Origin of the sequence: Streptomyces plumbidurans (assembly GCF_019857225.1) — a bacterium.
Lineage (GTDB): Bacteria > Actinomycetota > Actinomycetes > Streptomycetales > Streptomycetaceae > Streptomyces > Streptomyces plumbidurans.
Genome location: NZ_JAFJSY010000099.1, coordinates 1 through 25,114, shown reverse-complemented (window position 1 = coordinate 25,114; position 25,114 = coordinate 1). Strand labels below are relative to the sequence as shown.

At 69.4% G+C, this 25,114-nt stretch carries 26 protein-coding genes and 1 tRNA gene; 11 read left to right on the top strand and 16 right to left on the bottom strand.

Annotation, left to right across the window (positions count from 1 at the left end; translation table 11 throughout):
• Window positions 1-17: 17 nt before the first annotated feature.
• Complete coding sequence (locus tag JYK17_RS36365; protein ID WP_108008341.1) at window positions 18-371, bottom strand: hypothetical protein; 354 nt, start codon at window positions 369-371, stop codon at window positions 18-20.
• 26 nt (window positions 372-397) lie between these two features.
• Window positions 398-2,089, bottom strand: coding sequence for a sodium:solute symporter family protein (locus tag JYK17_RS36360; RefSeq protein WP_108008339.1), 1,692 nt, complete (start codon window positions 2,087-2,089; stop codon window positions 398-400).
• 177 nt (window positions 2,090-2,266) lie between these two features.
• On the opposite strand from JYK17_RS36360, the gene galT reads away from it, so the two are divergent.
• Genes galT through galK form a run of 3 tightly spaced genes read left to right on the top strand, consistent with a single transcriptional unit; the run spans window position 2,267 to window position 5,447 of the window.
• On the top strand, window positions 2,267-3,325 hold the full coding sequence (gene galT / locus JYK17_RS36355) for a galactose-1-phosphate uridylyltransferase (protein WP_108008337.1): 1,059 nt from the start codon (window positions 2,267-2,269) through the stop codon (window positions 3,323-3,325).
• A complete protein-coding gene (galE, locus tag JYK17_RS36350; RefSeq protein ID WP_108008335.1) occupies window positions 3,325-4,293 on the top strand; it encodes a UDP-glucose 4-epimerase GalE in 969 nt (322 codons plus the stop codon). The genes galT and galE overlap by 1 nt, the downstream gene beginning before the upstream one ends.
• Entirely contained in the window at window positions 4,293-5,447 is a 1,155-nt protein-coding gene (galK, locus tag JYK17_RS36345) for a galactokinase (protein ID WP_108008333.1), read from the top strand. Before galE ends, galK begins: the two co-directional genes overlap by 1 nt.
• On the opposite strand, the gene JYK17_RS36340 is transcribed toward galK, so the two are convergent.
• On the bottom strand, window positions 5,440-5,895 hold the full coding sequence (locus JYK17_RS36340; RefSeq protein ID WP_108008331.1) for a GNAT family N-acetyltransferase: 456 nt from the start codon (window positions 5,893-5,895) through the stop codon (window positions 5,440-5,442). The two genes, galK and JYK17_RS36340, sit on opposite strands and share 8 nt — an antisense overlap.
• Before the next feature lie 289 nt (window positions 5,896-6,184).
• Here JYK17_RS36340 and JYK17_RS36335 point away from each other — a divergent pair, with 289 nt between their 5' ends.
• Window positions 6,185-6,952 (top strand): LuxR C-terminal-related transcriptional regulator, encoded by a 768-nt coding sequence (locus JYK17_RS36335; protein WP_108008329.1) that lies wholly within the window; start codon window positions 6,185-6,187, stop codon window positions 6,950-6,952.
• Here JYK17_RS36335 and JYK17_RS36330 read toward each other — a convergent pair.
• A complete protein-coding gene (locus JYK17_RS36330; RefSeq protein WP_108008327.1) occupies window positions 6,911-7,408 on the bottom strand; it encodes a MarR family winged helix-turn-helix transcriptional regulator in 498 nt (165 codons plus the stop codon). The genes JYK17_RS36335 and JYK17_RS36330 overlap by 42 nt on opposite strands.
• Before the next feature lie 115 nt (window positions 7,409-7,523).
• On the opposite strand from JYK17_RS36330, the gene JYK17_RS36325 reads away from it, so the two are divergent.
• The 3 genes from JYK17_RS36325 (at window position 7,524) to JYK17_RS36315 (ending at window position 8,947) form a co-directional block, all read left to right on the top strand.
• Entirely contained in the window at window positions 7,524-8,339 is an 816-nt protein-coding gene (locus JYK17_RS36325) for a trans-aconitate 2-methyltransferase (RefSeq protein WP_222812057.1), read from the top strand.
• Between the two features lie 3 nt (window positions 8,340-8,342).
• On the top strand, window positions 8,343-8,711 hold the full coding sequence (locus JYK17_RS36320; RefSeq protein WP_222812056.1) for a VOC family protein: 369 nt from the start codon (window positions 8,343-8,345) through the stop codon (window positions 8,709-8,711).
• Window positions 8,712-8,773: 62 nt separating this feature from the next.
• Entirely contained in the window at window positions 8,774-8,947 is a 174-nt protein-coding gene (locus JYK17_RS36315; protein WP_108008321.1) for a CsbD family protein, read from the top strand.
• Between the two features lie 37 nt (window positions 8,948-8,984).
• Here the strand turns inward: JYK17_RS36315 and JYK17_RS36310 are convergent, their stop codons facing one another.
• A complete protein-coding gene (locus JYK17_RS36310) occupies window positions 8,985-9,662 on the bottom strand; it encodes a TetR/AcrR family transcriptional regulator (protein ID WP_108008319.1) in 678 nt (225 codons plus the stop codon).
• A complete protein-coding gene (locus tag JYK17_RS36305) occupies window positions 9,659-10,666 on the bottom strand; it encodes an acyl-CoA desaturase (protein WP_108008317.1) in 1,008 nt (335 codons plus the stop codon). Before JYK17_RS36305 ends, JYK17_RS36310 begins: the two co-directional genes overlap by 4 nt.
• A gap of 309 nt (window positions 10,667-10,975) precedes the next feature.
• Between JYK17_RS36305 and ppc the strand changes: the two genes are divergently transcribed.
• Window positions 10,976-13,717 (top strand): phosphoenolpyruvate carboxylase, encoded by a 2,742-nt coding sequence (gene ppc / locus JYK17_RS36300; RefSeq protein ID WP_222812055.1) that lies wholly within the window; start codon window positions 10,976-10,978, stop codon window positions 13,715-13,717.
• A gap of 75 nt (window positions 13,718-13,792) precedes the next feature.
• On the opposite strand, the gene JYK17_RS36295 is transcribed toward ppc, so the two are convergent.
• From JYK17_RS36295 to JYK17_RS36260, 8 genes are all read right to left on the bottom strand, one after another.
• Window positions 13,793-14,434 carry an LPXTG cell wall anchor domain-containing protein gene (locus JYK17_RS36295; protein WP_222812054.1) on the bottom strand — a complete coding sequence of 214 codons (642 nt, stop codon included), beginning with the start codon at window positions 14,432-14,434 and terminating at the stop codon, window positions 13,793-13,795.
• 135 nt (window positions 14,435-14,569) lie between these two features.
• Window positions 14,570-15,073 (bottom strand): hypothetical protein, encoded by a 504-nt coding sequence (locus tag JYK17_RS36290; protein ID WP_108008311.1) that lies wholly within the window; start codon window positions 15,071-15,073, stop codon window positions 14,570-14,572.
• Window positions 15,074-15,115: 42 nt separating this feature from the next.
• Entirely contained in the window at window positions 15,116-15,718 is a 603-nt protein-coding gene (pth, locus tag JYK17_RS36285; RefSeq protein ID WP_108008309.1) for an aminoacyl-tRNA hydrolase, read from the bottom strand.
• An 82-nt stretch (window positions 15,719-15,800) separates the two neighbouring features.
• On the bottom strand, window positions 15,801-16,400 hold the full coding sequence (locus JYK17_RS36280) for a 50S ribosomal protein L25/general stress protein Ctc (RefSeq protein WP_108008307.1): 600 nt from the start codon (window positions 16,398-16,400) through the stop codon (window positions 15,801-15,803).
• A gap of 190 nt (window positions 16,401-16,590) precedes the next feature.
• On the bottom strand, window positions 16,591-17,565 hold the full coding sequence (locus tag JYK17_RS36275; RefSeq protein ID WP_108008305.1) for a ribose-phosphate diphosphokinase: 975 nt from the start codon (window positions 17,563-17,565) through the stop codon (window positions 16,591-16,593).
• A gap of 115 nt (window positions 17,566-17,680) precedes the next feature.
• Window positions 17,681-19,129 (bottom strand): bifunctional UDP-N-acetylglucosamine diphosphorylase/glucosamine-1-phosphate N-acetyltransferase GlmU, encoded by a 1,449-nt coding sequence (gene glmU / locus JYK17_RS36270; protein WP_108008303.1) that lies wholly within the window; start codon window positions 19,127-19,129, stop codon window positions 17,681-17,683.
• A 121-nt stretch (window positions 19,130-19,250) separates the two neighbouring features.
• A tRNA-Gln gene (locus JYK17_RS36265) sits at window positions 19,251-19,321 on the bottom strand.
• A gap of 6 nt (window positions 19,322-19,327) precedes the next feature.
• Window positions 19,328-20,200 (bottom strand): hypothetical protein, encoded by an 873-nt coding sequence (locus JYK17_RS36260; RefSeq protein WP_222812053.1) that lies wholly within the window; start codon window positions 20,198-20,200, stop codon window positions 19,328-19,330.
• Window positions 20,201-20,367: 167 nt separating this feature from the next.
• Here JYK17_RS36260 and JYK17_RS36255 point away from each other — a divergent pair, with 167 nt between their 5' ends.
• Window positions 20,368-21,672 (top strand): sensor histidine kinase, encoded by a 1,305-nt coding sequence (locus JYK17_RS36255; protein WP_108008299.1) that lies wholly within the window; start codon window positions 20,368-20,370, stop codon window positions 21,670-21,672.
• Window positions 21,673-21,698: 26 nt separating this feature from the next.
• On the opposite strand, the gene JYK17_RS36250 is transcribed toward JYK17_RS36255, so the two are convergent.
• Both JYK17_RS36250 and JYK17_RS36245 read right to left on the bottom strand, forming a co-directional pair.
• On the bottom strand, window positions 21,699-22,193 hold the full coding sequence (locus JYK17_RS36250; RefSeq protein ID WP_108008297.1) for an SUKH-3 domain-containing protein: 495 nt from the start codon (window positions 22,191-22,193) through the stop codon (window positions 21,699-21,701).
• Between the two features lie 86 nt (window positions 22,194-22,279).
• The gene (locus JYK17_RS36245; RefSeq protein WP_108008295.1) at window positions 22,280-22,816 is read right to left on the bottom strand and encodes a YwqJ-related putative deaminase; all 537 of its coding nucleotides are present in this window, start codon (window positions 22,814-22,816) and stop codon (window positions 22,280-22,282) included.
• Window positions 22,817-23,172: 356 nt separating this feature from the next.
• Between JYK17_RS36245 and JYK17_RS36240 the strand changes: the two genes are divergently transcribed.
• On the top strand, window positions 23,173-24,171 hold the full coding sequence (locus JYK17_RS36240; RefSeq protein ID WP_108009118.1) for an SMI1/KNR4 family protein: 999 nt from the start codon (window positions 23,173-23,175) through the stop codon (window positions 24,169-24,171).
• A 7-nt stretch (window positions 24,172-24,178) separates the two neighbouring features.
• A partial coding sequence (locus JYK17_RS36235) for an SUKH-4 family immunity protein (RefSeq protein ID WP_504739989.1) occupies window positions 24,179-25,114 on the top strand: 936 nt, incomplete at its 3' end.

Sequence of the window (25,114 nt, the reverse complement as noted above, 5' to 3'; positions counted from 1 at the left end):
CTCCGACCCCGGGTCGTTCAGTGCGCCGGTCCGGCCGGCTCGTCCTCCGTGCCCTCGGCGGTGTCCGGGGTCGGGGGCGGTGTCGGCCGCAGCTTCAGCCAGGCCAGGAAGAAGATGCCGAGGATCAGCATGGCGATGCCGGTCCACAGGTTGATGTTGACGCCCTGCGCCTTGTCGATCGCGGCCTGGTCGTCGGTGATGCCGGTGATGGTGACGATGATCCCGTACAGCACGAACAGGCCGCCGATGATGCGGCGGAGGTCGAAGATGCGGGCCGCGGTCGCGGACTTCTCCTGCAACTCGGTGACCTCGCGGTGGACGTCCTTCTCGGAGTATCCGGAGGGTCCGGGGTTCTTGGACTGATCGGTCATGGTGGTTCGCACTCCTCAGTCGGCCGTCAGAACGAGAACGGGATGTAGCAGGCGGCGGCGATGATCACGGAGCCCCAGCCCAGCAGGGCGGGCCTGCGGTACCAGGCGTCGTCGCCCTCGGCGGGCGGCTCGTCCATGCCGGGGGAGCGGGTGCCGTAGACCAGGCCCTGCAGTTCCTCGGCCGGCTTGGCCTTGGTGAACAGGGACACGGCGACCATCACCACGGCGCCGGCGACGAAGCCGACGATCGCGGAGACGAAGTTGGCGCCCTGGTCGGAGGGGATGTCGATGATGCCCTTCTTGTAGATGACGAAGTAGTTCACCATCGCGGCCACGGTGCCGGCGAGCAGGCCCCAGAAGCCGGACTTCGCGGACGCGCGCTTCCAGAACATGCCGACGATGAAGACCACGAACATCGGCACGTTGAAGAAGGAGAACAGCGTCTGCAGGTAGCTCATGATGTTGGAGAACGACGACGCCAGGAAGGCCGTGCCGACCGAGGCGGCGACTCCGATCACCGTGATCCAGCGGCCGAAGCGGACGTAGTAGGCGTCCTCGCGGCCCTTGACGATGTAACGGGCCCAGATGTCGTTGGTGAACACCGTGTTGAAGGACGACACGTTGGCCGCCATGCCCGCCATGAACGCGGCCAGCAGACCGGTCACGGCGATGCCGAGGACGCCGTTGGGCAGCAGTTCCTGCATCAGGTAGGGGATGGCGTCGTTGTACTGGTAGCCCGACTTGGACGTGCCGAAGCCCGGCACGAGCGCGGCGGCGACCAGGCCCGGGATCATCACCAGGAAGACGATGAAGATCTTCGGGTACGCGGCGATCAGCGGAGTGCGCTGGCCGGCCGAGAGGTTCTTCGCGGACAGGGCGCGCTGCACCTCGGCGAAGTTGGTGGTCCAGTAGCCGAAGGACAGCACGAAGCCGAGGCCGAGCACGATGGTCAGCCAGTTGGCGCCGAGCGGGTTGGAGCTGCCGATGCCGGTGCCGCCCCAGGCGGTGGTGAAGTTGGCGCCGTGCGTGGAGGTGAGCTTGTCGGTCAGACCGCCCCAGCCGCCGACCTTCTTCAGGCCCAGCACCACGAGCGGGATGAGCGCCGCGAGGATGACGAAGAACTGCAGCACTTCGTTGTAGATCGCGGAGGAGAGCCCGCCGAGGGTGATGTACGCCAGCACGAACGCGCCGGCGACCACGATCGCCACCCACTGCGGCCAGCCCAGCAGGGCCTGCACCACGATCGCGAGGGCGTACAGGTTCACACCGGCGATCAGAATGGCGGCGAAGGCGAACAGGATTGAACTCAGCAGATGTGCCCACTTGTCGAAGCGCAGCAGCAGCATCTCGGGGACCGAGCGCACCTTGCTTCCGTAGTAGAAGGGCATCATCACCAGGCCGAGGAAGACCATGGCCGGGATGGCGCCGATCCAGTACCAGTGCACGGTGTAGGCGCCGTACTGTGCGCTGTTCGCGGCCATGCCGAGGATCTCGGTGGCGGCGAGGTTGGCCGAGATGAACGCGAGCCCGGTGATCCAGGCGGGCAGCGACCGTCCGGACAGGAAGAAGTCGAGGCTGGTCTTCACCGACCGGCGGGCGGCGAAGCCGATGCCGAGGACCACCGCGAAGTAGATGCCGAGGATCGTGTAGTCGAGCGCGTTCGTGGGGAGACGTAGCTCGGCGGCCAGCTGCATGGCTGGGTATGTGGGGGTTTGCATAGAAGCTCGCTTCGTTGCGTGAACTGGTCCAGAGCGGAACCTACGCCCCCGTATTCAGGAATTGAACACTTCCGTTGATGCTCTTTGTTGGATTGTGATGTTGACGCCTGTGAGTGTACGTGTTCCAATGTGTTCGGTTATGTTTGATGGTTGAGTGGCTCGAATAGGGAGTCCGCAGTGAAGAAGACCTCGACCCGCCTGGCCGACGGTCGCGAACTGATCTACTACGACCTGCGTGACGACCATGTGCGCGACGCGGTGGACCGCCGCCCGCTGGAGCGGACCGTCACGACCTCCGAGATCCGCCGTGACCCGCTGCTCGGCGACTCGATCGCGGTGGCCTCGCACCGCCAGGGCCGTACCTACCACCCGCCGGCCGACGAGTGCCCGCTGTGCCCCTCCAAGGGCGACCGGCTGAGCGAGATCCCGGACTCCTCGTACGACGTGGTCGTCTTCGAGAACCGCTTCCCCTCCCTGGCCGGCGACTCCGGCCGCTGCGAGGTCGTCTGCTTCACCTCCGACCACAACGCCTCCTTCGCGGAGCTGTCCGAGGAGCAGGCGGGCCTGGTCCTGGAGGCCTGGACGGACCGGACGTCCGAGCTGTCGCATCTCCCCTCCGTGGAGCAGGTGTTCTGCTTCGAGAACCGGGGCGAGGAGATCGGCGTGACGCTCGGTCACCCGCACGGCCAGATCTACGCCTACCCCTTCACCACCCCCCGCACTGCGCTGATGCTCCGTTCACTCGCGGCCCACAAGGAGGCCACGGGCGGCGAGAACCTCTTCGACGCCGTCCTGGAGCGTGAACTCGCCGGTGAGCGGGTCGTCCTGGAGGGTGAACACTGGGCGGCCTTCGTGCCGTACGCGGCGCACTGGCCCTACGAGGTCCACCTGTACCCCAAGCGCCGGGTGCCCGACCTGCTCGGACTCGACGAGGACGCACGCACAGAGTTCCCCAAGGTCTATCTGGAACTGTTGAGGCGTTTCGACCGGATCTTCGGCCAGAACGAGCCGCCGACGCCGTACATCTCGGCCTGGCACCAGGCTCCGTTCGGCGCGTTGGAGGACTTCGAGGGCGTCAACCGGGACGACTTCGCGCTCCACCTCGAGCTTTTCACCATCCGCCGAACCTCCGGCAAGCTGAAGTTCCTCGCGGGTTCCGAGTCCGGCATGAGTGTGTTCATCAACGACGTGCCGCCGGAGCGCGCGGCCGAGCGACTGCGAGAGGTAGCGAGTTGATGAGCGGTAAGTACCTGGTGACGGGCGGCGCGGGTTACGTCGGCAGCGTGGTCGCCCAGCATCTGCTGGAGGCGGGTCACGAGGTCGTCGTGCTCGACAACCTCTCCACCGGCTTCCGGGAAGGCGTCCCGGCCGGCGCCGCCTTCATCGAGGGCGACATCCGCGATGCCGCCAAGTGGCTGGACGCCTCCTTCGACGCCGTCCTGCACTTCGCCGCGTTCTCGCAGGTCGGCGAGTCGGTCGTGAAGCCCGAGAAGTACTGGGACAACAACGTCGCCGGCACCATGGCGCTGCTCGGCGCGATGCGCGAGGCGGACGTGCGCACCCTCGTCTTCTCCTCCACCGCGGCCACCTACGGCGAGCCGGAGCAGGTCCCGATCACCGAGTCGGCGCCGACCGCCCCGACCAACCCCTACGGCGCCTCCAAGCTCGCCGTGGACCACATGATCTCGGGCGAGGCGGCGGCGCACGGCCTGGGCGCGGTCTCGCTGCGCTACTTCAACGTGGCGGGCGCCTACGGCAAGCAGGGCGAGCGGCACGACCCGGAGTCGCACCTGATCCCGCTGGTGCTGCAGGTCGCCCAGGGCAGGCGGGACGCGATCTCCGTCTTCGGCGACGACTACCCGACTCCGGACGGCACCTGCGTGCGCGACTACATCCATGTCGCGGACCTCGCCGAGGCCCATCTGCTCGCGCTGAAGGCCGCCCGCCCGGGCGAGCACCTCATCTGCAACCTCGGCAACGGCGAGGGCTTCTCGGTCCGCGAGGTCGTCGAGACGGTCCGCCGGGTCACCGGCCACCCGATCCCGGAGGTCGTCGCCCCGCGCCGCGGCGGCGACCCGGCCATCCTGGTGGCGTCGGCCGCCGCCGCCCGCGAGAAGCTGGGCTGGAACCCGACCCGTGCGGATCTCGCGGGGATCGTCGCGGACGCGTGGGAGTTCGCGCAGACCATCACAAGGGAGCACTAGTGGGGGCACAGCAGGTGCGGGACGGTTTCACGGAGCTGTACGGAGCCGTCCCCGAGGGTGTCTGGTCGGCGCCGGGCCGCGTCAACCTCATCGGTGAGCACACCGACTACAACGACGGCTTCGTGATGCCCTTCGCGCTGCCGCACACCACCGTCGCGGCCGTCTCCCGGCGCACCGACGGCGTACTGAGGCTGCACTCGGCGGACGTCGAGGGCGGCGTGGTGGAGCTGCGCGCGGACGAGCTGGCGCCCGAGTCGGACCGTAACTGGACCGCGTACCCGGCGGGTGTCGTCTGGGCCCTGCGCGAGGCAGGCCACCCGGTGACCGGCGCCGACGTCCACCTCGCCTCGACGGTCCCGTCCGGCGCGGGCCTGTCCTCGTCGGCGGCCCTGGAGGTCGTGATCGCGCTGGCGCTCAACGACCTCTTCGAACTGGACCTGCAGCGCTGGCAGTTGGCGCGCCTGTGCCAGCGCGCCGAGAACGTCTACGTCGGCGCCCCCACCGGCATCATGGACCAGACGGCCTCCGCCTGCTGCGAGGAGGGCCACGCGCTCTTCCTCGACACCCGGGACCTCTCCCAGCAGCAGATCCCCTTCGACCTGGCCGCCGAGGGCATGCGGCTGCTGGTGGTGGACACCCGCGTCAAGCACGCCCACAGCGACGGCGAGTACGGCAAGCGGCGCGCGGGCTGCGAGCGGGGCGCGGCGCTGCTCGGCGTCGACGCGCTGCGGGACATCCCCTACGACGGGCTCGACGCGGCCCTCGCACGCCTGGGCGACGACGAGGAAGCGGTCCGCCTGGTCCGCCACATCGTCACCGAGGACGAGCGGGTGGAGCGCACCGTCGGCCTGCTGAAGGCGGGCGAGACCCGGGCGATCGGCCCGGTCCTGGTGGCCGGCCACGCCTCCCTGCGCGACGACTTCCGCATCTCCTGTCCGGAGCTGGACCTGGTCGTCGACACCGCCCTGGCCTCCGGCGCCCTCGGCGCGCGGATGACGGGCGGCGGCTTCGGCGGCTCCGCGATCGTCCTGGTGGAGGCGGCGGACGTGGACACCGTCACCAAGGCGGTCCAGGAGGCCTTCGCCGGGGCCGACTTCACCGCTCCGCGGGTGTTCGAGGCGGTGCCGTCGGCGGGCGCGCGCAGGCTCAGCTGAGCCGCTTGGTCAGCGTGTACTCCGTGATCCCCGGCGGGTAGTCGGGGATCACGCACACCACGTCGTAGCCCTGCTTCTTGTAGAAGCCGGGCGCCTGGAAGTCCCACGTCTCCAGGCGGACCGCGGTGCAGCCGCGCTGTTGGTGGGCGCGGCGCTCCGCCTCCGCGAGCAGTTGCGAACCGATGCCCGCGCCGCGGTGGCGTTCGTCGACCCACAGATAGGTCACGTGCAGCCACGAGGTCCAGGTGTGACCGACCAGACCGGCCGCCAGTTCACCCTCGTCGTCCAACACCCAGAGATGGAGCGGAACTTCGCGTTCACCTGGGGTTCCGCGCAGGGCGCGCAGGACGGGCGAGGCCGCTGTGTTCGTCTCCCGCAGCCGCTTTCGGAGAAGATCGCACCGGGCTTTGTCGACTTCTGTCTCCAGACGAAACATGGGGCTCACCATAAACGCGTCGGACCGCCAGTTCTGCAAATAACCTTCCGCTCCTGCCCCCCGGCCGTACCCTGATGGACAGCACCGGTGGGGGCCGGTGCCGATCAGGGGGCGAGACAGTCGGGTACGACGCCCGAAGTGGGGGTAGCAGATTCCGCATGGCGGCGGCCGTGCGGTGTGCCGTTCCGGTCCCAGGTGGTCTGTGGCGATCTGGGGCACTTCGGGCGCCGTACCTGCGCCTGTGACGTCTCCCGACGATGGGGTATCCCCTGCTCTTCGAGAGCTTGGGGAAGGGGGTTTCGTGGTTCGCATCCGAGTCCTGGTCGTGGACGACCATCGCATCTTCGCCGAGTCGCTCGCCGCGGCGCTTGCGGCCGAGCCCGACGTCGACGTATCCGCGGCCGGCAGCGGTCCCGCCGCGCTGCGCAGTCTGGAGCGCGCGGCGGCCGAGGGACGGCGCTTCGACGTCCTGCTCGTCGACTCCGACCTGGGCGGCAACGTGCCCGCGGTCCGGCCCGCCGTGCCCGTCCAGGAGGTGGGCGAGGACGGACTCGTCGACGGGATCTCGCTGGTCGCCGGCGTGCGCACCGCGCAGCCGGGCGTACGGATCGTCGTGCTGGCCGAGAAGGACGATCCGCGCCGCGCGGCTCTGGCCCTGCAGGCCGGGGCGTCCGGCTGGGTGGCCAAGGACTGCTCGCTGTCCCGGCTGCTCAATGTCATACGGGGAGTGCTGCGCGACGAGACGCATCTGCCGCCGGCCCTGCTGACCGGTGTGCTCAGGGAACTGACCGCCGCCCGCAAGCACCGCACCGAGAGCGAGCGGCTGGTGGAGTCCCTGACGCCGCGGGAGCGGGAGGTGCTGCGCTGCATGGTCGCGGGACTCGGCCGCAAGGCGGTCGCGGAGCGGCTGTTCCTCTCCCCGCACACCGTGCGCACCCATATGCAGAACGTCCTGGGCAAGCTGGGCGTCCACTCGACCCTCGCCGCCGTCGCACTCGCGCGCCGGGCGGGCGTCGGGCCCGTCGACCTAGCCGGGGATGTTGTCGAACGGGGCGGTCAACTGGCGTAGCAGACCGGCCAGTTCACTGCGCTGGGCGCGCGAGAGCTCGGCGAGGATGGCCCGCTCCTGGTCCAGCAGTCCGGCCAGGGCCTGGTCCGCGCGCTCCTGGCCCTCTTCCGTCAGCCGCACCAGCACCCCGCGCCGGTCGCTCGGGTCGGGCAGCCGCTCCACCAGGCCCTTCTTCGTCAGGCGGTCGATGCGGTTCGTCATCGTGCCCGAGGTGACCAGGGTCTGCGTCAGCAGCTGCCCCGGCGAAAGCTGATACGGCGTGCCCGCGCGCCTGAGCGCGGTCAGCACGTCGAACTCCCAGGGCTCCAGGCTGTGCTCGGCGAAGGCCAGCCTGCGCGCCCGGTCCAGATGCCGGGCCAGTCTGCTGACCCGGCTGAGCACCTCGAGCGGTTCCACGTCGAGGTCAGGGCGCTCCCGGCGCCACGCAGCGACCAGCCGATCGACCTCGTCCTCCATGGCGATCAGTGTAGTGGTTGTGTCGACGTGAAGTCTCTTGATATCAAGCTTCTTGACATCGAGGCAACTGGGGTACGAGGCTGGGTACCCGTCCAGTACGACGAGGAGGCCCGTCATGCCCGCCGCACCCACCTGGGACCCCGCCCAGTACCTGCGTCACGCCGATCACCGCGCCCGCCCCTTCAATGACCTCCTGGCGCGCATCCCCGAGCTGCCCGCAGACCGGCCGCGCATCGCCGACCTCGGCTGCGGCCCCGGCAACGTCACTGTCCTCCTCGCCGACCGCTGGCCCACCGCGCACATCACCGGCTACGACAACTCGCCCGAGATGCTCGACAAGGCGCACGTCGACCACGCCGGACCCACCCCCGGCGGCGGCCGGCTCGACTTCGACCACGGCGACGCACGCACCTGGACGCCAGGCGAACCGCACGACCTCATCGTCAGCAACGCCACCCTGCAATGGGTTCCCGGCCACACCGAACGCTTCGCCGACTGGATCGCGGCCCTCGCGCCCGGCGGCACCTTCGCCTTCCAGGTGCCCGGCAACTTCGGCGCCCCCAGCCACGTACTCATGCGCGAACTCGCCGCCTCCGCCCGCTGGAAGAACCGCCTCGGCGACCTGCTGCGCCACGACGACGCCGTCCTCGCTCCCGGCGCCTACCTGGAGCGCCTGACCTCGCTCGGCTGCACGGCGGACGTGTGGGAGACGACCTATCTGCACCTGCTCACCGGCGAGGACCCGGTGCTGGACTGGGTGAAGGGCACCGGGCTGCGGCCCGTCCTGACCGCCCTCGCCGACGACCCGGCCGCCCGCGAGGAGTTCGTCCGGGAGTACCGCACGGCGCTGCGCGAGGCCTACCCCCGCACGGAACACGGCACCGCCTTCCCCTTCCGCCGCATCTTCGCCGTCGCCCGCAAGGAGGCGTAGCCGGTGATCACCGCCGTCGACCACGTCCAGCTGGCCGCACCACCCGGCAGCGAGGACCGGCTGCGGGCGTACTACACCTACGTCCTGCAGATGACCGAGATCCCCAAGCCGCCCGCGCTCGCGGCCCGCGGCGGCTGCTGGTTCCAGGCGGGGAGCGCGCAGGTGCACCTCGGCATCGAGGAGGACTTCCGCCCGGCGAAGAAGGCGCACCCGGGGCTGCGAGTCACCGGCATCGAGCGCTACGCCGCCCGGCTCCAGTCCCACGGGGCGCCGGTGGAGTGGGACGAGAACCTGCCCGGGCACCGGCGGTTCTACTCCTTCGACCCGGTCGGCAACCGGCTGGAGTTTCTCGAACCGCTCGGCTCGGTTTGAGGGGCGCTCGGCAGGTGACCCGTCGGGGGACACACATCGAGCTTCGTGGGGAGTTGAGTGACGTGGCGAAGGAAGAAAAGGGCCAGGCCAAGAAGGAACAGATGAAGGGCAAGGCCAAGGAAGCCATGGGCAAGATGGCCGGCAACGAGCGGATGACCGCCGAGGGCAAGGCCGACCAGATGAAGGGCGACGCACGCCAGGCCAAGGAGAAGGGCAAGGACACCTTCAAGCACTGAGCGTGCCACCGCACATCACCCTGACAGGGCGCCGGAATCAGTTCTTCCGGCGCCCTATCAGATGCGGTTTCGCCTCCAGCCCGTCCAGCCCGTGCCACGCCAGGTTCACCAGATGCGCGGCCACCTCCGCCTTCTTCGGGCGGCGCACGTCCAGCCACCACTGACCGGTCAGGGCGACCATGCCGACCAGGGCCTGCGCATACAGTGGCGCCAGCTTGGGGTCGAAGCCGCGGCTCTTGAACTCACGGCCCAGGATGTCCTCCACCTGCGTCGCGATGTCCGAGATCAGCGAGGCGAAGGAACCCGTCGACTGCGGGATGGGCGAGTCACGCACCAGGATGCGGAAACCGTCCGTGGACTCCTCGATGTAGTCCAGCAGCGCGAACGCCGCCTGCTCGCACAGCTCACGCGGATGCCCCGCGGTCAGCGAGCCGGTCACCATGTCCAGCAGGCGCCGCATCTCACGGTCCACCACCACCGCGTACAGCCCCTCCTTGCCGCCGAAGTGCTCGTAGACCACCGGCTTGGAGACCCCGGCCTTCGCCGCGATCTCCTCCACCGACGTGCCCTCGAAGCCCTTGGCGGCGAAAAGGGTGCGACCGATCTCCAGAAGCTGCTGGCGTCGCTCGGCTCCCGTCATCCGGGTTCGGCGCGCCCGCCTCGGCTTCTCATTGCTCGGGGTGCTGCTCGGATCGGTCGCCACGGCGTCAATCATGCCGCCTCGGCGGTCTCCTTCCGGCGTCGAGAGCCCTCTTCCCCGGTCTTACGGCGCGAATCGATACGCGAGCGTGACGGCCAGCGCACATCGTACGCCCAGCCGAGCTGCTCGCACCAGCGGATGATCCGCGCCGAGGAGTCCAGCTGCCAGCGCTCCACACCGTGCCGCGCCGAGGTCGGATCGGCGTGGTGCAGGTTGTGCCAGGACTCGCCGCAGGAGAGCACGGCCAGCCACCACACGTTGCCCGAACGGTCCCGCGACTTGAAGGGCCGCTTGCCGACGGCGTGGCAGATCGAGTTGATCGACCAGGTCACATGGTGCAGCAGAGCCACCCGGACGAGGGACCCCCAGAAGAACCCGGTGAACGCGCCCCACCAGGACCAGGTGACCAGACCGCCGATCACGGCGGGCAGCCCCAGCGAGAGAATCGTCCAGTAGACGAACTGCCGGGAGATCGCACGGATCGCCGGGTCCTTGATCAGATCCGGGGCGTACTTGTCCTGCGGCGTCTGCTCCTCGTCGAACATCCAGCCGATGTGCGCCCACCACAGGCCCTTGATCAGGGCCGGGAGGGTCTCGCCGAACCGCCACGGGGAGTGCGGGTCACCCTCCGCGTCGGAGAACTTGTGGTGCCTGCGGTGGTCGGCCACCCAGCGCACGATCGGGCCCTCCACGGCCATGGAGCCCGCGATCGCCAGCGCGATCCGCAGCGGCCGCTTCGCCTTGAACGAGCCATGGGTGAAGTAGCGGTGGAAACCGATCGTGATGCCGTGACAGCCGAGGTAGTAGAAGAACACCAGCAGGCCCAGATCGAGCCAGCTCACGCCCCAGCCCCAGGCCAGTGGAACCGCTGCGAGGAGCGCGAGGAACGGGACGACGATGAAGAGCAGGAGTGCGAGCTGTTCGATCGACCGCTTCTTCTCGCCGCCCAGGGTGGCCGAGGCGACCGAGGTGTCGTTCGCCTTCGGGGCGTCGTCGATCACATCGGAACTTGTGGTCATGGGCGTCCCCTGTGGGGTCGAGGGTGGAGGCAGATGCCGGGGTGGCTGCGGGAACCGTGCCCGGGTTCCGTAACAACGGTCCCTACGGTTCCGTAACCTACGGCGTCGTAAGTATGGCAGCGAGTCGCCCGACGGCAAGAGCCCAAAATTCTGCGCGTCCGCATGGACACCTATCCTGGAGTTGGTCGGACAGCGCGGTCCGCTCTGATTCATTTCCCGGATGTCAGGGTCGTATGCGGCGCTCGCCGCGCGGCCCGCAGTGCCGGGTTCCCCTCCGGACGAGCTTCAACACTGCAAGGAGCCGCACCTGTGAGCAGTGCCGACGACCAGACTGTGCCGCAGACGATGTCCGGCAGCGAGCTGCGCGCCGACATCAGGCGCCTCGGCGACCTACTCGGCGAGACCCTCGTACGCCAGGAGGGCCCCGAGCTCCTCGACCTCGTCGAGAAGGTCCGCCGCCTCACCCGCGAGGACGGAGAGGCCGCCGCCGAACTGCTGCGCGGCACCGAACTGGAAACCGCGGCCAAGCTGGTCCGCGCCTTCTCCACCTACTTCCACCTGGCCAACGTCACCGAACAGGTGCACCGCGGCCGCGAACTGCGCGAACGGCGCGCCGCCGAGGGCGGACTGCTCGCCCGCACCGCCGACCGGCTCAAGGACGCCGACCCCGAGCACCTGCGCGAGACCGTCCGCCACCTCAACGTCCGGCCCGTCTTCACCGCACACCCCACCGAGGCCGCACGCCGCTCCGTCCTCAACAAGCTGAGGCGCATCGCCGCCCTCCTGGAGACCCCGGTCATCGAGGCCGACCGGCGCCGCCACGACACCCGGCTGGCCGAGAACATCGACCTCGTCTGGCAGACCGACGAACTGCGCGTCGTACGCCCCGAACCCGCCGACGAGGCCCGCAACGCCATCTACTACCTCGACGAACTGCACGCCGGCGCCGTCGGCGACGTCCTGGAGGACCTGACCGCGGAACTGGAACGCGTCGGCGTCAAGATCCCCGACGACACCCGCCCCCTCACCTTCGGCACCTGGATCGGCGGCGACCGCGACGGCAACCCCAACGTCACCCCCCAGGTCACCTGGGACGTCCTCATCCTCCAGCACGAACACGGCATCAACGACGCCCTGGAGATGATCGACGAGCTGCGCGGATTCCTGTCCAACTCCATCCGCTACACCGGCGCCACCGAGGAACTCCTCACGTCGCTGCGCACCGACCTGGACAACCTCCCCGAGATCAGCCCCCGCTACAAGCGCCTCAACGCCGAGGAGCCCTACCGCCTCAAGGCCACCTGCATCCGGCAGAAGCTGGAGAACACCAAGCAGCGCCTGGCCAAGGGCACCCCGCACGAGCCGGGCCGCGACTACCTCGGCACCGGCGAACTGCTGACGGACCTCACCCTGATCCAGACCTCCCTGCGCGAGCACCGCGGCGGACTCTTCGCCGACGGCCGGATGAACCGCACCATCCGCACCCTCGCCGCCTTCGGCCTCCAGCTCGCCACCATGGACGTACGCGAGCACGCCGACGCCCACCACCACGCCCTCGGCCAGCTCTTCGACCGCCTCGGCGAGGAATCCTGGCGCTACACCGACATGCCCCGCGAGTACCGCGCCAGGCTCCTCGCCAAGGAACTGCGCTCCCGCAGGCCGCTCGCGTCCACCCCGGCACCCGTGGACGCCGCCGGCGAGAAGACCCTCGGCGTGTTCGAGACCGTCAAGCGGGCCCTCGCCGTCTTCGGACCCGAGGTCGTGGAGTCGTACATCATCTCCATGTGCCAGGGCGCCGACGACGTGTTCGCCGCCGCCGTCCTCGCCCGCGAGGCCGGACTGATCGACCTGCACGCCGGCTGGGCGAAGATCGGCATCGTGCCGCTGCTCGAGACCACCGACGAGCTCAAGGCCGCCGACACGATCCTGGAGGACATGCTCGCCGACCCCTCCTACCGGCGCCTGGTCGCCCTGCGCGGCGACGTCCAGGAGGTCATGCTCGGCTACTCCGACTCCTCCAAGTTCGGCGGCATCACCACCAGCCAGTGGGAGATCCACCGCGCCCAGCGCCGCCTGCGCGACGTCGCGCACCGGTACGGCGTACGGCTGCGCCTCTTCCACGGCCGCGGCGGCACCGTCGGCCGCGGCGGCGGCCCCTCCCACGACGCGATCCTCGCCCAGCCCTGGGGCACCCTCGAAGGCGAGATCAAGGTCACCGAACAGGGCGAGGTCATCTCCGACAAGTACCTCGTGCCGTCCCTGGCGAGGGAGAACCTGGAGCTGACCGTCGCCGCGACCCTCCAGGCCTCCGCCCTGCACACCGCCCCGCGCCAGTCCGTCGAGGCCCTCGCCCGCTGGGACGCCGCCATGGACGTCGTCTCCGACGCCGCCCACGCCGCCTACCGCGAGCTCGTCGAGGACCCCGACCTGCCGACGTACTTCCTCGCCTCCACCCCCGTCGACCAGCTCGCCGACCTGCACCTGGGCTCACGCCCCTCCCGCCGCCCCGGCTCCGGCGTCTCCCTCGACGGACTGCGCGCCATCCCCTGGGTGTTCGGCTGGACCCAGTCCCGGCAGATCGTCCCCGGCTGGTACGGCGTCGGCTCCGGCCTCAAGGCACTGCGCGAAGCGGGCCTGGACACCGTCCTCGACGAGATGCACGAACAGTGGCACTTCTTCCGCAACTTCATCTCCAACGTCGAGATGACCCTCGCCAAGACCGACCTGCGCATCGCCGCCCACTACGTCGACACCCTCGTTCCGGACGAGCTCAAGCACGTCTTCGACACCATCAAGGCCGAGCACGAGCTGACCGTGCGCGAGGTGCTGAAGGTGACCGGGGAGACCGAACTCCTCGACGCCCAGCCCGTGCTGAAGCAGACCTTCACCATCCGCGACGCCTACCTCGACCCGATCTCCTACCTCCAGGTGACGCTCCTCAAGCGCCAGCGCGACGCAGCGGCCGCAGGCGTGGACCCCGACCCCCTCCTCGCCCGCGCCCTGCTCCTGACGGTCAACGGCGTGGCGGCCGGCCTGCGCAACACCGGCTGACACCTCCCCGCACACGAAGGTGCCCCCGGGCTTCGCGCAAGCCCGGGGGCACCTTCATGTCGTGCGCTCCGTACGTCAGACCCGGCGCCGCCTGGCCACCAGGTAACCGCCGCCCGCCACCAGCGCGGCCGCCAGCCCGGACAGCAGACCCACCGGGGCGCCGTTGCCGGTCTCGGCGAGGTCATCGGAACCACCGCCCTGGACGGACGGCGACGAGGACGCGGACGCAGACGCAGACGGTGCGGGCGCCTCGGAGCCCGGGGCCGACGCGGACGGTGCGGGCGTCGTACCGCCGGCGCCCTGCGAACTGCCGCAGTCGGTCCAGAAGACCTTGTGCTTGGCCGACCCCTTCTCCCCATCGAAGTTCCAGAACAGCTTGTAGTGGCCGTCGGGCAGCGACAGGTTCTCCGTACGGCCGTCGCCCCCGGCGTCGAGCGTGATGGCGCCGGACTTCACCGTCTCGCCCTTGGTGTGGGCGGTCGGGGCCCAGGCCTCGATGTGCCAGTCGACCTGCTGGCCGCCGTCGAAGCCGAAGGCGTCCAGGTAGAACGTGCAGACGTGCGGCTCGTTGCGCCGCAGCTCGGCGCCGGTCTTCGCGTCGTGGATCTTCACCGTGCCGTTGTCACCGTGACCGGTGGCGTGAGCGGCGACCGGGGTGCACAGCAGTGCGGCGGCGGCGACGGCGGACAGGGCGCCGAAGCGATTGAGGGTGCGCATGGGGTAGTCCATCTTCGAGTGACGAAAGGGAAGATGTGGAGGGGGCGGCTCAGCATCCAGCCGGCGTTGACCAAAGGTCAATCACGAACTGAGAACACTCAGGTTCTCCACGTCCGGGGAGAACGGAGAAAGGCGTCACAGCGCCGCAAAAGCCGCCGTCAGCAGCGCCGCACCCGACAACGCCATCGCCCAAGCGAGCCGGGTCCTGCGCAGGCCGCCCGCCACGACCACCGACGCGAGCAGCAGCGCGCCGCCCAGCGGCACCCACGCGTACAGCACCCCGGCCGGACCCGACCGGACGGCAACATCGCCGCCCGGCTTCATCACCACCGCGTACGTCCGCCCCTTGCGCACCGCCACCGATTTCTCGATGACCACCCGGTCCGGGCCGGACGCGCCGGGCGAGGTCGGAGTGAACGGGCCCGTGCAGACGTCACCCTCGCACCGGGTCACCTGGATCGTGCCGCGCTCCCGGCCCTTGGTGAGCATCACGTACGGCGCGGTCTTCCACGACCCCCACACACCCGCGATCAGAATCAGCGCCGCGACCGTACCCATCGCCGCGACCCGCCCGAACCGCAGCGCGGCGACCGAGGCCTGGCGGGAGGAACGGGCAGTGGCGGGCATGGCCGGGATCATTGGCCATGCCCCTGCGAACGGTCAACTCGGCCGGGCGACAAGTCAGGAGTTGTACGTGCTTTGCGCCCGCTCCAACCCCTCGATCACCAGACACTCCACCGCGTCCGCCGCCCGGTCCACGAAATAGTCCAGCTCCTTGCGCTCCGCGGCGGAGAAATCCTTCAGCACGAAGTCCGCCACCTGCATCCGCCCCGGCGGCCGCCCGATCCCGAACCGCACCCGGTGATAGTCCGCGCCCATCGCCTTCGTCATCGACTTCAGACCGTTGTGCCCGTTGTCCCCGCCACCCAGCTTCAACCGCAGCGTGCCGTAGTCGATGTCCAGCTCGTCATGCACGGCCACCACGTTCGCCACCGGAACCTTGTAGAAGTCCCGCAGCGCGTTCACCGGACCACCGGACAGATTCATGTACGACATCGGCTTGGCGAGCACCACACGCCGGTTGCCCGGCCCAGGCGGACCGATCCGCCCCTCCACGACCTGCGCCTGCGCCTTGCCCGCACGCTTGAACCTCCCCCCGATCCGCTCGGCCAGCAGATCGGCCACCATGAACCCGACGTTGTGCCGGTTGCGGGCGTACTCGGGCCCGGGATTGCCGAGACCGACGACCAGCCAGGGGCCGCCCACGGGGGTGCTCACGTCCATGTCTCCCTTGATACGCGCCAGCCGCCACCCCGGCCATGAACGACCGGAAGCAGCGGCTGACGAACGACGGAACAGGTGAGGATCAGACCTCGGCGACCTCGTCGCCCTCGCCGGCCTCCTCGCCCTCGCCGGCCTCCTCGGCCTGCGCGGACAGCACCTGCAGCACGACGGCGTCCTCGTCGACGGCCAGCTTCGCGCCGGACGGCAGGGTGATGTCCTTGGCGTGGATGGAGGCACCCGCCTCCAGGCCCTCGATGGAGACGGTGACGGACTCGGGGATGTGCGTGGCCTCGGCCTCGACCGGCAGCGCGTTCAGAACGTGCTCCAGCAGGTAGCCACCCGGGGCCAGTTCGCCCTCGGTGTGCACCGGGATCTCGACCGTGACCGTCTCGCCGCGCTTGACCAGCTGCAGGTCGACGTGCTCCAGGTAGCCCTTGATCGGGTCGCGCTGCACGGACTTCGGGATCGCCAGCTCGTTGGTCTTGCCGTCGATGTCCAGGGAGATCAGGACATTCGGCGTACGCAGCGCGAGCAGCAGGTCGTGACCCGGAAGGGTCAGGTGCAGCGGGTCGGAGCCGTGGCCGTACAGCACACCGGGAACCTTGCTGTCACGGCGGATACGACGGGCGGCACCCTTGCCGAACTCGGTGCGCGTCTCGGCGGTGAGCTTCACCTCGGACATGATCACTCCTCGTAGAAATCAGAAACGGACGTGGTCACCCGGCCACGAACGGCCTGCTACGAAGAGCGCGTCGATAACGGACAGCCGACCTCGCGGAAACGAGAACGGCCTCCCTCGCCGAGCAACTGGGGCAGTCTACTCGGCGCGGGAGGCCACAGAAAAATCGATCATGCAGAAGCGTTTTTACAGCTCACTGCTCGTCGAACAGGCTCGTCACCGAACCGTCCTCGAACACCTCACGCACCGCACTCGCGATCGTCGGCGCGATCGACAGAACCGTGATCTTGTCCAGCTCCAGCTCGCTCGCCGTCGGCAGCGTGTTCGTGAACACGAACTCACTCACCTTCGAGTTCTTGAGCCGGTCCGCCGCCGGACCCGACAGCACACCGTGCGTCGCCGTCACGATGACATCCTCCGCACCATGCGCGAACAGAGCGTCCGCCGCCGCACAGATCGTGCCACCCGTGTCGATCATGTCGTCGACCAGGACGCACACGCGCCCCTTCACCTCACCGACGACCTCATGCACGGTGACCTGGTTCGCGATGTCCTTGTCCCGGCGCTTGTGCACGATCGCCAACGGCGCACCCAACCGGTCGCACCAACGATCCGCGACCCGCACCCGGCCCGCGTCCGGCGACACCACCGTCAACTTGTTCCGGTCGACCTTCGCGCCCACGTAGTCCGCCAGCAGCGGCAACGCGAACAGATGATCCACCGGACCGTCGAAGAAACCCTGAATCTGATCCGTGTGCAGATCCACCGTCAGAATCCGGTCCGCACCCGCCGTCTTCATCAGATCCGCGACCAGACGCGCCGAAATCGGTTCACGCCCACGGTGCTTCTTGTCCTGCCGCGCGTAACCGTAGAACGGCACGATGACCGTGATGGAGCGAGCCGACGCACGCTTCAGCGCGTCGATCATGATCAACTGCTCCATGATCCACTTGTTGATCGGAGCCGTATGGCTCTGGATCAGGAAACAGTCCGCACCACGCGCCGACTCCTGATACCGCACATAGATCTCACCGTTGGCGAAATCGAAGGCCTTCGTCGGAACAACCCCGACACCCAGCTGGTGGGCGACCTCCTCGGCAAGCTCGGGGTGGGCGCGGCCGGAGAAGAACATCATCTTCTTCTCGCCGGTCGTCTTGATCCCGGTCACAGCACTGTCTCCTCAGAGGTGTCTCAGCTGGGGGCCGTACACGATGTCGATGCAGGTGGCGGTACGGCTGTGTGCAGATATCACGGTACGCCGTGTTTGACGCACCCGAATCCGGTCAGTCCTCGCTCTCACCCCGCCGGGCCGTCGCCTCAGCCGCCTTCGCCGCGGCACTCCCCGGACGCTTACGCGCCACCCAACCCTCGATATTCCGCTGCTGACCGCGGGCCACGGCCAGCGAACCGGGCGGCACATCCTTCGTGATCACGGAGCCGGCAGCGGTGTACGAACCGTCCCCGATCGTGACAGGCGCCACAAACATATTGTCCGAACCCGTACGGCAATGCGACCCCACCGTCGTGTGGTGCTTCTCCTGGCCGTCGTAATTCACGAACACGCTGGCCGCACCGATGTTGGTGTACTCACCGATCGTCGCGTCACCCACGTAGGACAGGTGCGGCACCTTGGTGCCCTCCCCGATGGAGGCGTTCTTGGTCTCGACGTACGTACCGACCTTCGCCTTCAACCCGAGCCGCGTACCCGGCCGCAGATACGCGAAGGGACCCACGGTCGCCTGCGGCCCGACATGGGCGCCGTCGGCCACCGTGTTGTCCACACGCGCCCCGGCGTCAACCCGGGTGTCCTTGAGACGGCTGTTGGGGCCGACCTCCGCACCCTCACCCAGATGCGTGGAGCCGTGCAGCTGAGTGCCCGGGTGAACCACGGCATCCTGCTCGAAGGTGACCGTGACATCGACCCACGTCGTCGCCGGGTCGACGACCGTGACGCCGGCCAGCATCGCCGCAGTCAGCAGCCGGTCGTTGAGAATCCGCCGGGCCTCGCTCAACTGCACCCGGTTGTTGATCCCCGCGATCTCACGATGATCACCGGCGACGGACGCACCGACACGATGGCCGGCCTCACGCAGGATGCCGAGAACGTCGGTGAGGTACTCCTCGCCCTGGCTGTTGTCCGTACGGATCTTCTTCAACGCGTCGGCCAGCAACTGCCCGTCGAACGCGAACACACCGGAGTTGATCTCACGGATGGCGCGCTGCGCCTCGGTCGCGTCCTTGTGCTCGACGATCTCGGTGACCGCACCGGTGTCCTCGTCGCGCACGATCCGGCCGTACCCCGTAGCGTCCGGGACCTCCGCGGACAGCACCGTGACCGCGTTGCCGTCGGAGGCGTGCGTGGCGGCGAGGCCGCGCAGGGTCTCACCGGTCAGCAGGGGGGTGTCGCCGCACACGACGACCACTGTTCCGTCGACGCTGCCACCGAGCTCCTCGAGCGCGATCCGCACGGCGTGCCCGGTGCCGTTCTGCTCGGCCTGCACAGCGGTACGCACGTCGGGGTCGATCTCGGCGAGATGCGCACCCACCTTCTCCCGCGCATGCCCGACCACGACGACCAGGTTCTCGGGGTCCAACTCACGCGCTGCGGACAGCACATGACCCACGAGACTGCGCCCGCAGAGCTCATGGAGGACCTTGGGTGTGGCCGATTTCATACGGGTGCCCTCACCCGCTGCGAGAACGACGACGGCTGCCGGGCGAATGGCGCTCACGGGGTTGCCCTTCGGCTTTTGGACGGGTGGGGACATCCGCAGGATACCGGGGCGTTTCGTGGGGGACATGGGAGTGGCCCTGACTGTGCTGTCACCAGTCAGGACCCGAACCGAGCATGTGCTCCCGGGGGAGGACTCGAACCCCCATGATCAGAACCAAAATCTGACGTCTTGCCCTTAGACGACCCGGGATTACCGCTATGTCCGATTTCGTAGATCGGATGCGGTGGCGGCTCCTACTATGCCGTACCACCAGCCTTCGATGCGACGGTACAGCTCAGCGCTGCGTCGCACGTCGAGGACGAGGCACCCTCGGTAGTCGTCGCCCGTGTTCTTGCGCACCGTCTTCGGGTTGTGCCGCTTCAGTGTGGTCTTGCCGAATGCGCTCCGGTCCGAACCGACGAGCTCCGCCCAGTAGTTCTCGGCTGCTGCCACGTCGGCCGACTCGTGAATCAGCAGGCGGAACCGAATGTCCTCGCGTCCGACCTTGAGCAGGTCGAGCCACGCAAGGTACATGCGGATGACGTCGGGATCGCTGTTGACGAAAGTGACTCGTTCGCGCCGCGCGTGGGGTTTGTCCTTGGTCCCCTCGGCCCAGTAGAGGGCGACTCCGGCCATGAACAACTCCCGGTCGGACAACCCGCCGATCTCCTGTGTGGCACACGCCTTCGTGCGCTGCCGCTCCTCGTCCCGGATCGCGAGTTCGTGCTCCCACCGCTTCCGGGATGCGAGCTTCGCCTGCTCCGAGGGATCACGTCGCTCGGGCCTCGGCAGGTCCCGTACCCACAGGGAGATCGAGCTCTTGGAGCAGCCCAGTTCGACCTGGATCTGGTCGTAGGTCCAGCCCTGGAGGCGGAGTTCGCGTGCTCGGTCTCGTAGGTCGTCCTTGGCGTTGGGGCGTTTTGTCCAGGCTGGTGCGGGCTCGCCGTCCAGGAGGCGGTTGAGGAGGTCGTTGTTGTCGACGTGCAGGCGGTCGCGGATCTGGCGTCGGCTGAGGCCTGCTCGCCGCAGCGCCACCGCCCGTTCTCGCAACCCCTCGAAGTCGGCGTACTTGCCGTGTGGATGTGCCATGGGCATACCGTCCGGGCGGAATGATCGGTTCCGGACTCGAACGGTGTGCGATTCAGTAGTTCGAGGGAAAGGGGGTGCTTTTGTGCCCGTTCGGTCACGGAGTGTGGTGTGGACCCGTCGTGAAAACTCGCCGGAAAACGGGGCGCGGACGCCCGTAGGCTGGAGGCATGACCACGACGGGGGAAGACCACGCCGCGGCCCGGGGAGGGCCGTGGTGGTGGGCCAGGTGGCGGAGTGCCGCGCTCGATGTGGGCCTGGCGGCGGCCTCCGCGCTGGAGTGTGCGTTCGAGGGGGTGCGGTTCGCGCGGGACGCGGGGCTTCCGGTGGCGGTGGGGGTCGTCTTCGGGGTGCTGGCGGGTTCGGCGCTGCTTGTCCGGCGGCAGTGGCCGATCGCTGTCGTGCTGGTCTCGATCGCCATCACCCCGGCCCAGATGGGCTATCTGATGGGCATCGTCGGTCTGTACACGTTGGCGGCGTCCGAGCTGCCGCGCCGCATCATCGCCTCGCTGGCGGGGATGTCGCTGGTCGGCATGTTGATCGTGATGTTCGTGCGGGTGCGGCAGGACATGGCGCGGGGGACCTGGGACCTGGGGGACTGGTTCGTTCCGTTCGCGGCGATCACGACGGCGATCGGGATGACGGCGCCGCCGTTGCTGCTGGGTCTGTATGTGGGGGCGCGGCGCCGGCTGATGGAGAGTCTGCGGGAGCGTGCGGACAGTCTCGAGCGTGAGTTGCAGTTGCTGGCGGAGCGGGCCGAGGAGCGGGCCGAGTGGGCGCGGGGTGAGGAGCGGACCCGGATCGCGCGGGAGATGCATGATGTCGTCGCGCATCGGGTGAGCCTGATGGTGGTGCATGCGGCGGCGTTGCAGGCGGTTGCGCGGAAGGACCCCGAGAAGGCCGTGAAGAACGCGGCGTTGGTGGGGGACATGGGGCGGCAGGCGTTGACGGAGTTGCGGGAGATGCTGGGGGTGCTGCGCAGCGGGGGCGGGGTGCGGCGTGCCGAGCAGGCGGTGCCGTTGGCGGCGGTGGGGGTTGCGGCGGCGGAGGCGGCCGAGCGGGCGGCGGACGAGGGGGAGGGGCCGTGTCTGTCGGAGCTGGAGGAGTTGGTGGGGCAGTCGGCGGCTGCGGGGATGGTGGTGGATCTGTCGGTCGAGGGGGACGTCCGTGACTATGCGGCGGAGATCGAGCAGACGGCGTATCGGGTGGTGCAGGAGGCGTTGACGAACGTCCACAAGCATGCGGCGGGTGCGAAGACGTATGTGCGGCTTGCGCATCGGGTGTCGGAGATCGCGATGCAGGTGGAGAACGAGCCGCCGCCGGAGGTGTCTTCGGCGGTGTCGGCGCGGTTGCCTTCGGGGGGCAATGGTCTGGTGGGGATGAAGGAGCGGGTGACCGCGCTGGGTGGGGTGTTCGTGTCGGGGCCGACCGATGCGGGGGGTTTCCGGGTGTCGGCGGTGATTCCGGCGGCGTAGCCGCAGGGGGCTCGCTCCGTGGTGTGTCAGCCCGCGGTGAGGCGGGTGGGCTCGATGCCCGAGACGAGGCCGGCGAGGGCCTGGTCGATGTCGGGGCCGAGGTACCAGTCGCCCGTGTGGTCGAGGGCGTAGACGCGGCCTTCGGCGTCGACGGCGATGAGGGAGTCGTTGTCGGTCTCGGTGCCGAGGGGGCTTACTTCGGTGTCGAGTGCGCGGCCGAGGTCGGCGAGTGTGCGGGCCATGTGCAGGCCGTGCAGGGGGTCGATGTGGAGGGCGGCCGGGGCGACTTGGCGGCCGGGTCCGGTGGGTGTGATGCGCAGGCCGCCGAATTCGGCCCAGGCTTCCACGGCGGCGGGGAAGACGGCGTGCCGGTGGCCTGCGGGTGAGGTGTGTTCGCGCAGGGTGTCGGCCCAGATCTCGGCCTGCTTTATGTCCCAGCGTCCGGGTTGCCAGCCGGCGGCGCGCAGTGCGGCGTCCACGGGTACGGGGAAGCGGGTGGTGGAGGTGCGGTCGGGGTGCATCTGCCCTTCGATCGTCGAGTTCGGTGGTGTCGGGCCCGGTGCGGGCATGGGTAGGTGTTCGGCCCGGGCTGGTTTGTGTGGTCGGGTCAGTCGTCTGCCGCCGCGGGGTCGACGATGCGGACGCCGAAGTGGGCGCTGAGGGCGGTGCAGGCGCGGCAGGGGGTGGCGAAGCTGCCGTGCAGGGGGTCGCCGTCCTCGCGGATGCGGCGGGCGGTGAGTTTGGCCTGCTTGAGGGCTTTGCGGGCTTCGCCGTTGGTCATGGGTTTGCGTGCGGCGCGTTTGCTGCGGGCGGCGTCGGCCGAGGCTATGTGGCGTGAGATGAGGATGGTTTCGGCGCAGCGGCCGGTGAAGCGGTCGCGTTGGGCGCTGGTGAGGGTGTCGAGGAAGTCCTGTACAAGGGGGTGCAGGGCGGGGGGTTCCTCGCCGCGGGCGGCGGTGCCGGTGAGGGTGGCGCCGCGTACGGAGAGGGCGGCGGCGACGGTGGGGAGTATGCCGTCGCGGCGGTGGAGCAGGGTCGGGGCGTGCGGTGTCTCGGTGGCGCTCCAGCCGATGCGCGGGTCGCCGGACGTCCCGGTGTGCGGGGCCGCGTGGGGTCCCGTCTGCGTCGCGTTCATGATCGTCATCCCCTCCAGAGCATCCCCCGGAGGTCACAGAGTGCCAAATCGCGTGGCTGGTGCGGAAGCTGGGGCGGTGCGACACGCCCGGGTTTGGGCGGGCTGTCACGGTGGGGTGACGGCAGGTCACGGAAGCGGAGGGCGGCTGACCGGTGCCCGGTGACCGGTGCGGTCGTACCGCATAGGCTGTCGGCACCGCGGTCCACGCGGCGGTGCGTGGTGACACACGCGATGGCGCGTGGTGTCGGGCGCGGTGATGGTCGGGACGGAAGTCGCGACGGACGAGACAGTCGATACGGGGCGCGGTGGGCGGCTTGGAGCCGGTTGCTGCGGGCCGTACCAGAATGCCGCAGGGGGCAACCGCCATGACGACAGGTCGGCTCGGGCAGCAAGCCGCGCCGCCGAACGCGGCCTATGCCGGGCAGGTCGTGCATTTCCCGGATCCGGTCCGGGCGGCACGTCACCCGAGAGGGGTACGTATCGACGAGCGTGGTTACCCCGACTTCTCGCCGTATGCGCGGGCGGCCGCGGAGATCGCGGAGCCGCCGGAGGGTTTCGGGGTCGACGAGTTGCGGCTGACGGACTACGTGTCGGCGAACGCGGCGCTGGCGGCGACCGGGCACGAGTTGTGGGACACGGTGCCCGCGGTGGCGACGCCGCACGGCTGGACGTGGCATCACGTGCTGGGTGCGCGGCGGCTGGAGCTGGTGCCGGTGGAGGTGAAGGCGCTGCTGCGGCATCACGGCGGGATAGCGACGGCCGCGGTGGACCAGGGCAAGCGGGGCACGCGGCCGTTGCAGGAGACGCGACCGGCGCATTTCGGGCTGCCGAAGTCGGGTGTGGCGGTCTCCGAGGCTCAGGTGCAGCAGGTCGAGGAGGATCTCGGGTACCGGCTGCCGGGTGCGTACCGGTCCTTCCTGAAGGCGGCGGGTGGTTGCGCGCCGGTGGGTACGGCGCTGGACGCCGAGCTGGGGCTGCTGATCGATCAGCCGTTCTTCACGGTGCGTGAAGAGGCGGCCGTCAACGACCTGGTCTATGTGAACAAGTGTCTGCGCGACCATCTGACCAAGGACTATCTGGGCGTGGGCTTCGTCCAGGGCGGTCTGCTCGCGGTGAAGGTGAAGGGCGAGCGGATCGGTTCGGTGTGGTTCTGCGCCTACGACGACGCCCGCGATGTCGATCCGTCGTGGGCGCCGGCGGACCGCGTGGAGCGGTTGCTGTTGCCGTGCGGTGAGGACTTCGACCAGTTCCTGGCCCGGCTGGCCGGCAATCCGCCGGAGTTGGAGACGGTGGCGAATCTGATGGTGGACGGCGGGTTCGCGCGTTCCGTCCCGGTGTCTTCGGTCTCTTCGGTGGGGGAGTGAGCGTCCGATGGTGACCTTCGCGCAGGCGCAGGAGCGCGCCGAGGAGTGGATCAACGGTGAGCTGCCCTCGTACCAGCATCGTGAGGTGCGGGTGCGGGAGTTCGAGCTCGGGTTCGTGGTGTGGGGCGAGGACCGGGCGGACGGGCCGCGTTCGGACGGCGGCAACCAGCGGCTGGTGATCGCCCGGGACAGCGGCGAGGCGACCTTGTGGCCCTCGTTGCCGGTGGGTGAGGTCATTCGCCGCTACGAGGAGGAGTACGGCCGCCCGGACGGGGTTGCCGAGCCCGTGCTGGCGGCTCCGGAACGGGTGGATCTGAACCAGACGTCGTTCCTGCTGAGTCCGCCGGAGTGGCTGCAGGAGGCGGCGGACAAGCTGGGGATTCCGGATCGGCGCGGGGGCTCGGGTGCCGGTGCTGGTGCCGGTTCCGGCGCTGCTGCTGCCGCTGCGGCGGCGGGCGACGGTGCGTCCGGGGCCGGTGTGCCAGGGGCCGGTGCGTCGGGGGTGGCCGCGCTGCCCGAGACGCAGGCCGGGACGCCGGTTCCGCCTGTCGCTCCGGCTGCTCCGGCTGCTTCGGCCGCCGGTGGCGGATGGCCGGAGGCGGGTGCGGGCGGTGAGGCCGGCGGTGGCGCCGGGGCGCGGCCCGCCGGAGGGACCCCGTGGGCCGGTACCGACACCAACGCGGAGTCGGGTGAGGACCGTTCGGTGCCGCTGCCCGCGACCGTGTTCGCCCCGCCGCTGAGCAATCCCGACGAGAACACGGACACACCGGCGGACGCCAAGACGGCCCTGATGTCGGGTGGCAGCCAGTTGCCGCGGACGACGGTGGCGCCGCAGGTCGGCGCGCCCGGCGCGCCCGGTGCTCCGGGCACGCCTCCGCCGGGGGCGCAGGCTCCCGGTGCCGTGCCGCCGCCTCCGCCGCCTCCGCCGTCGACGTATGGCTAT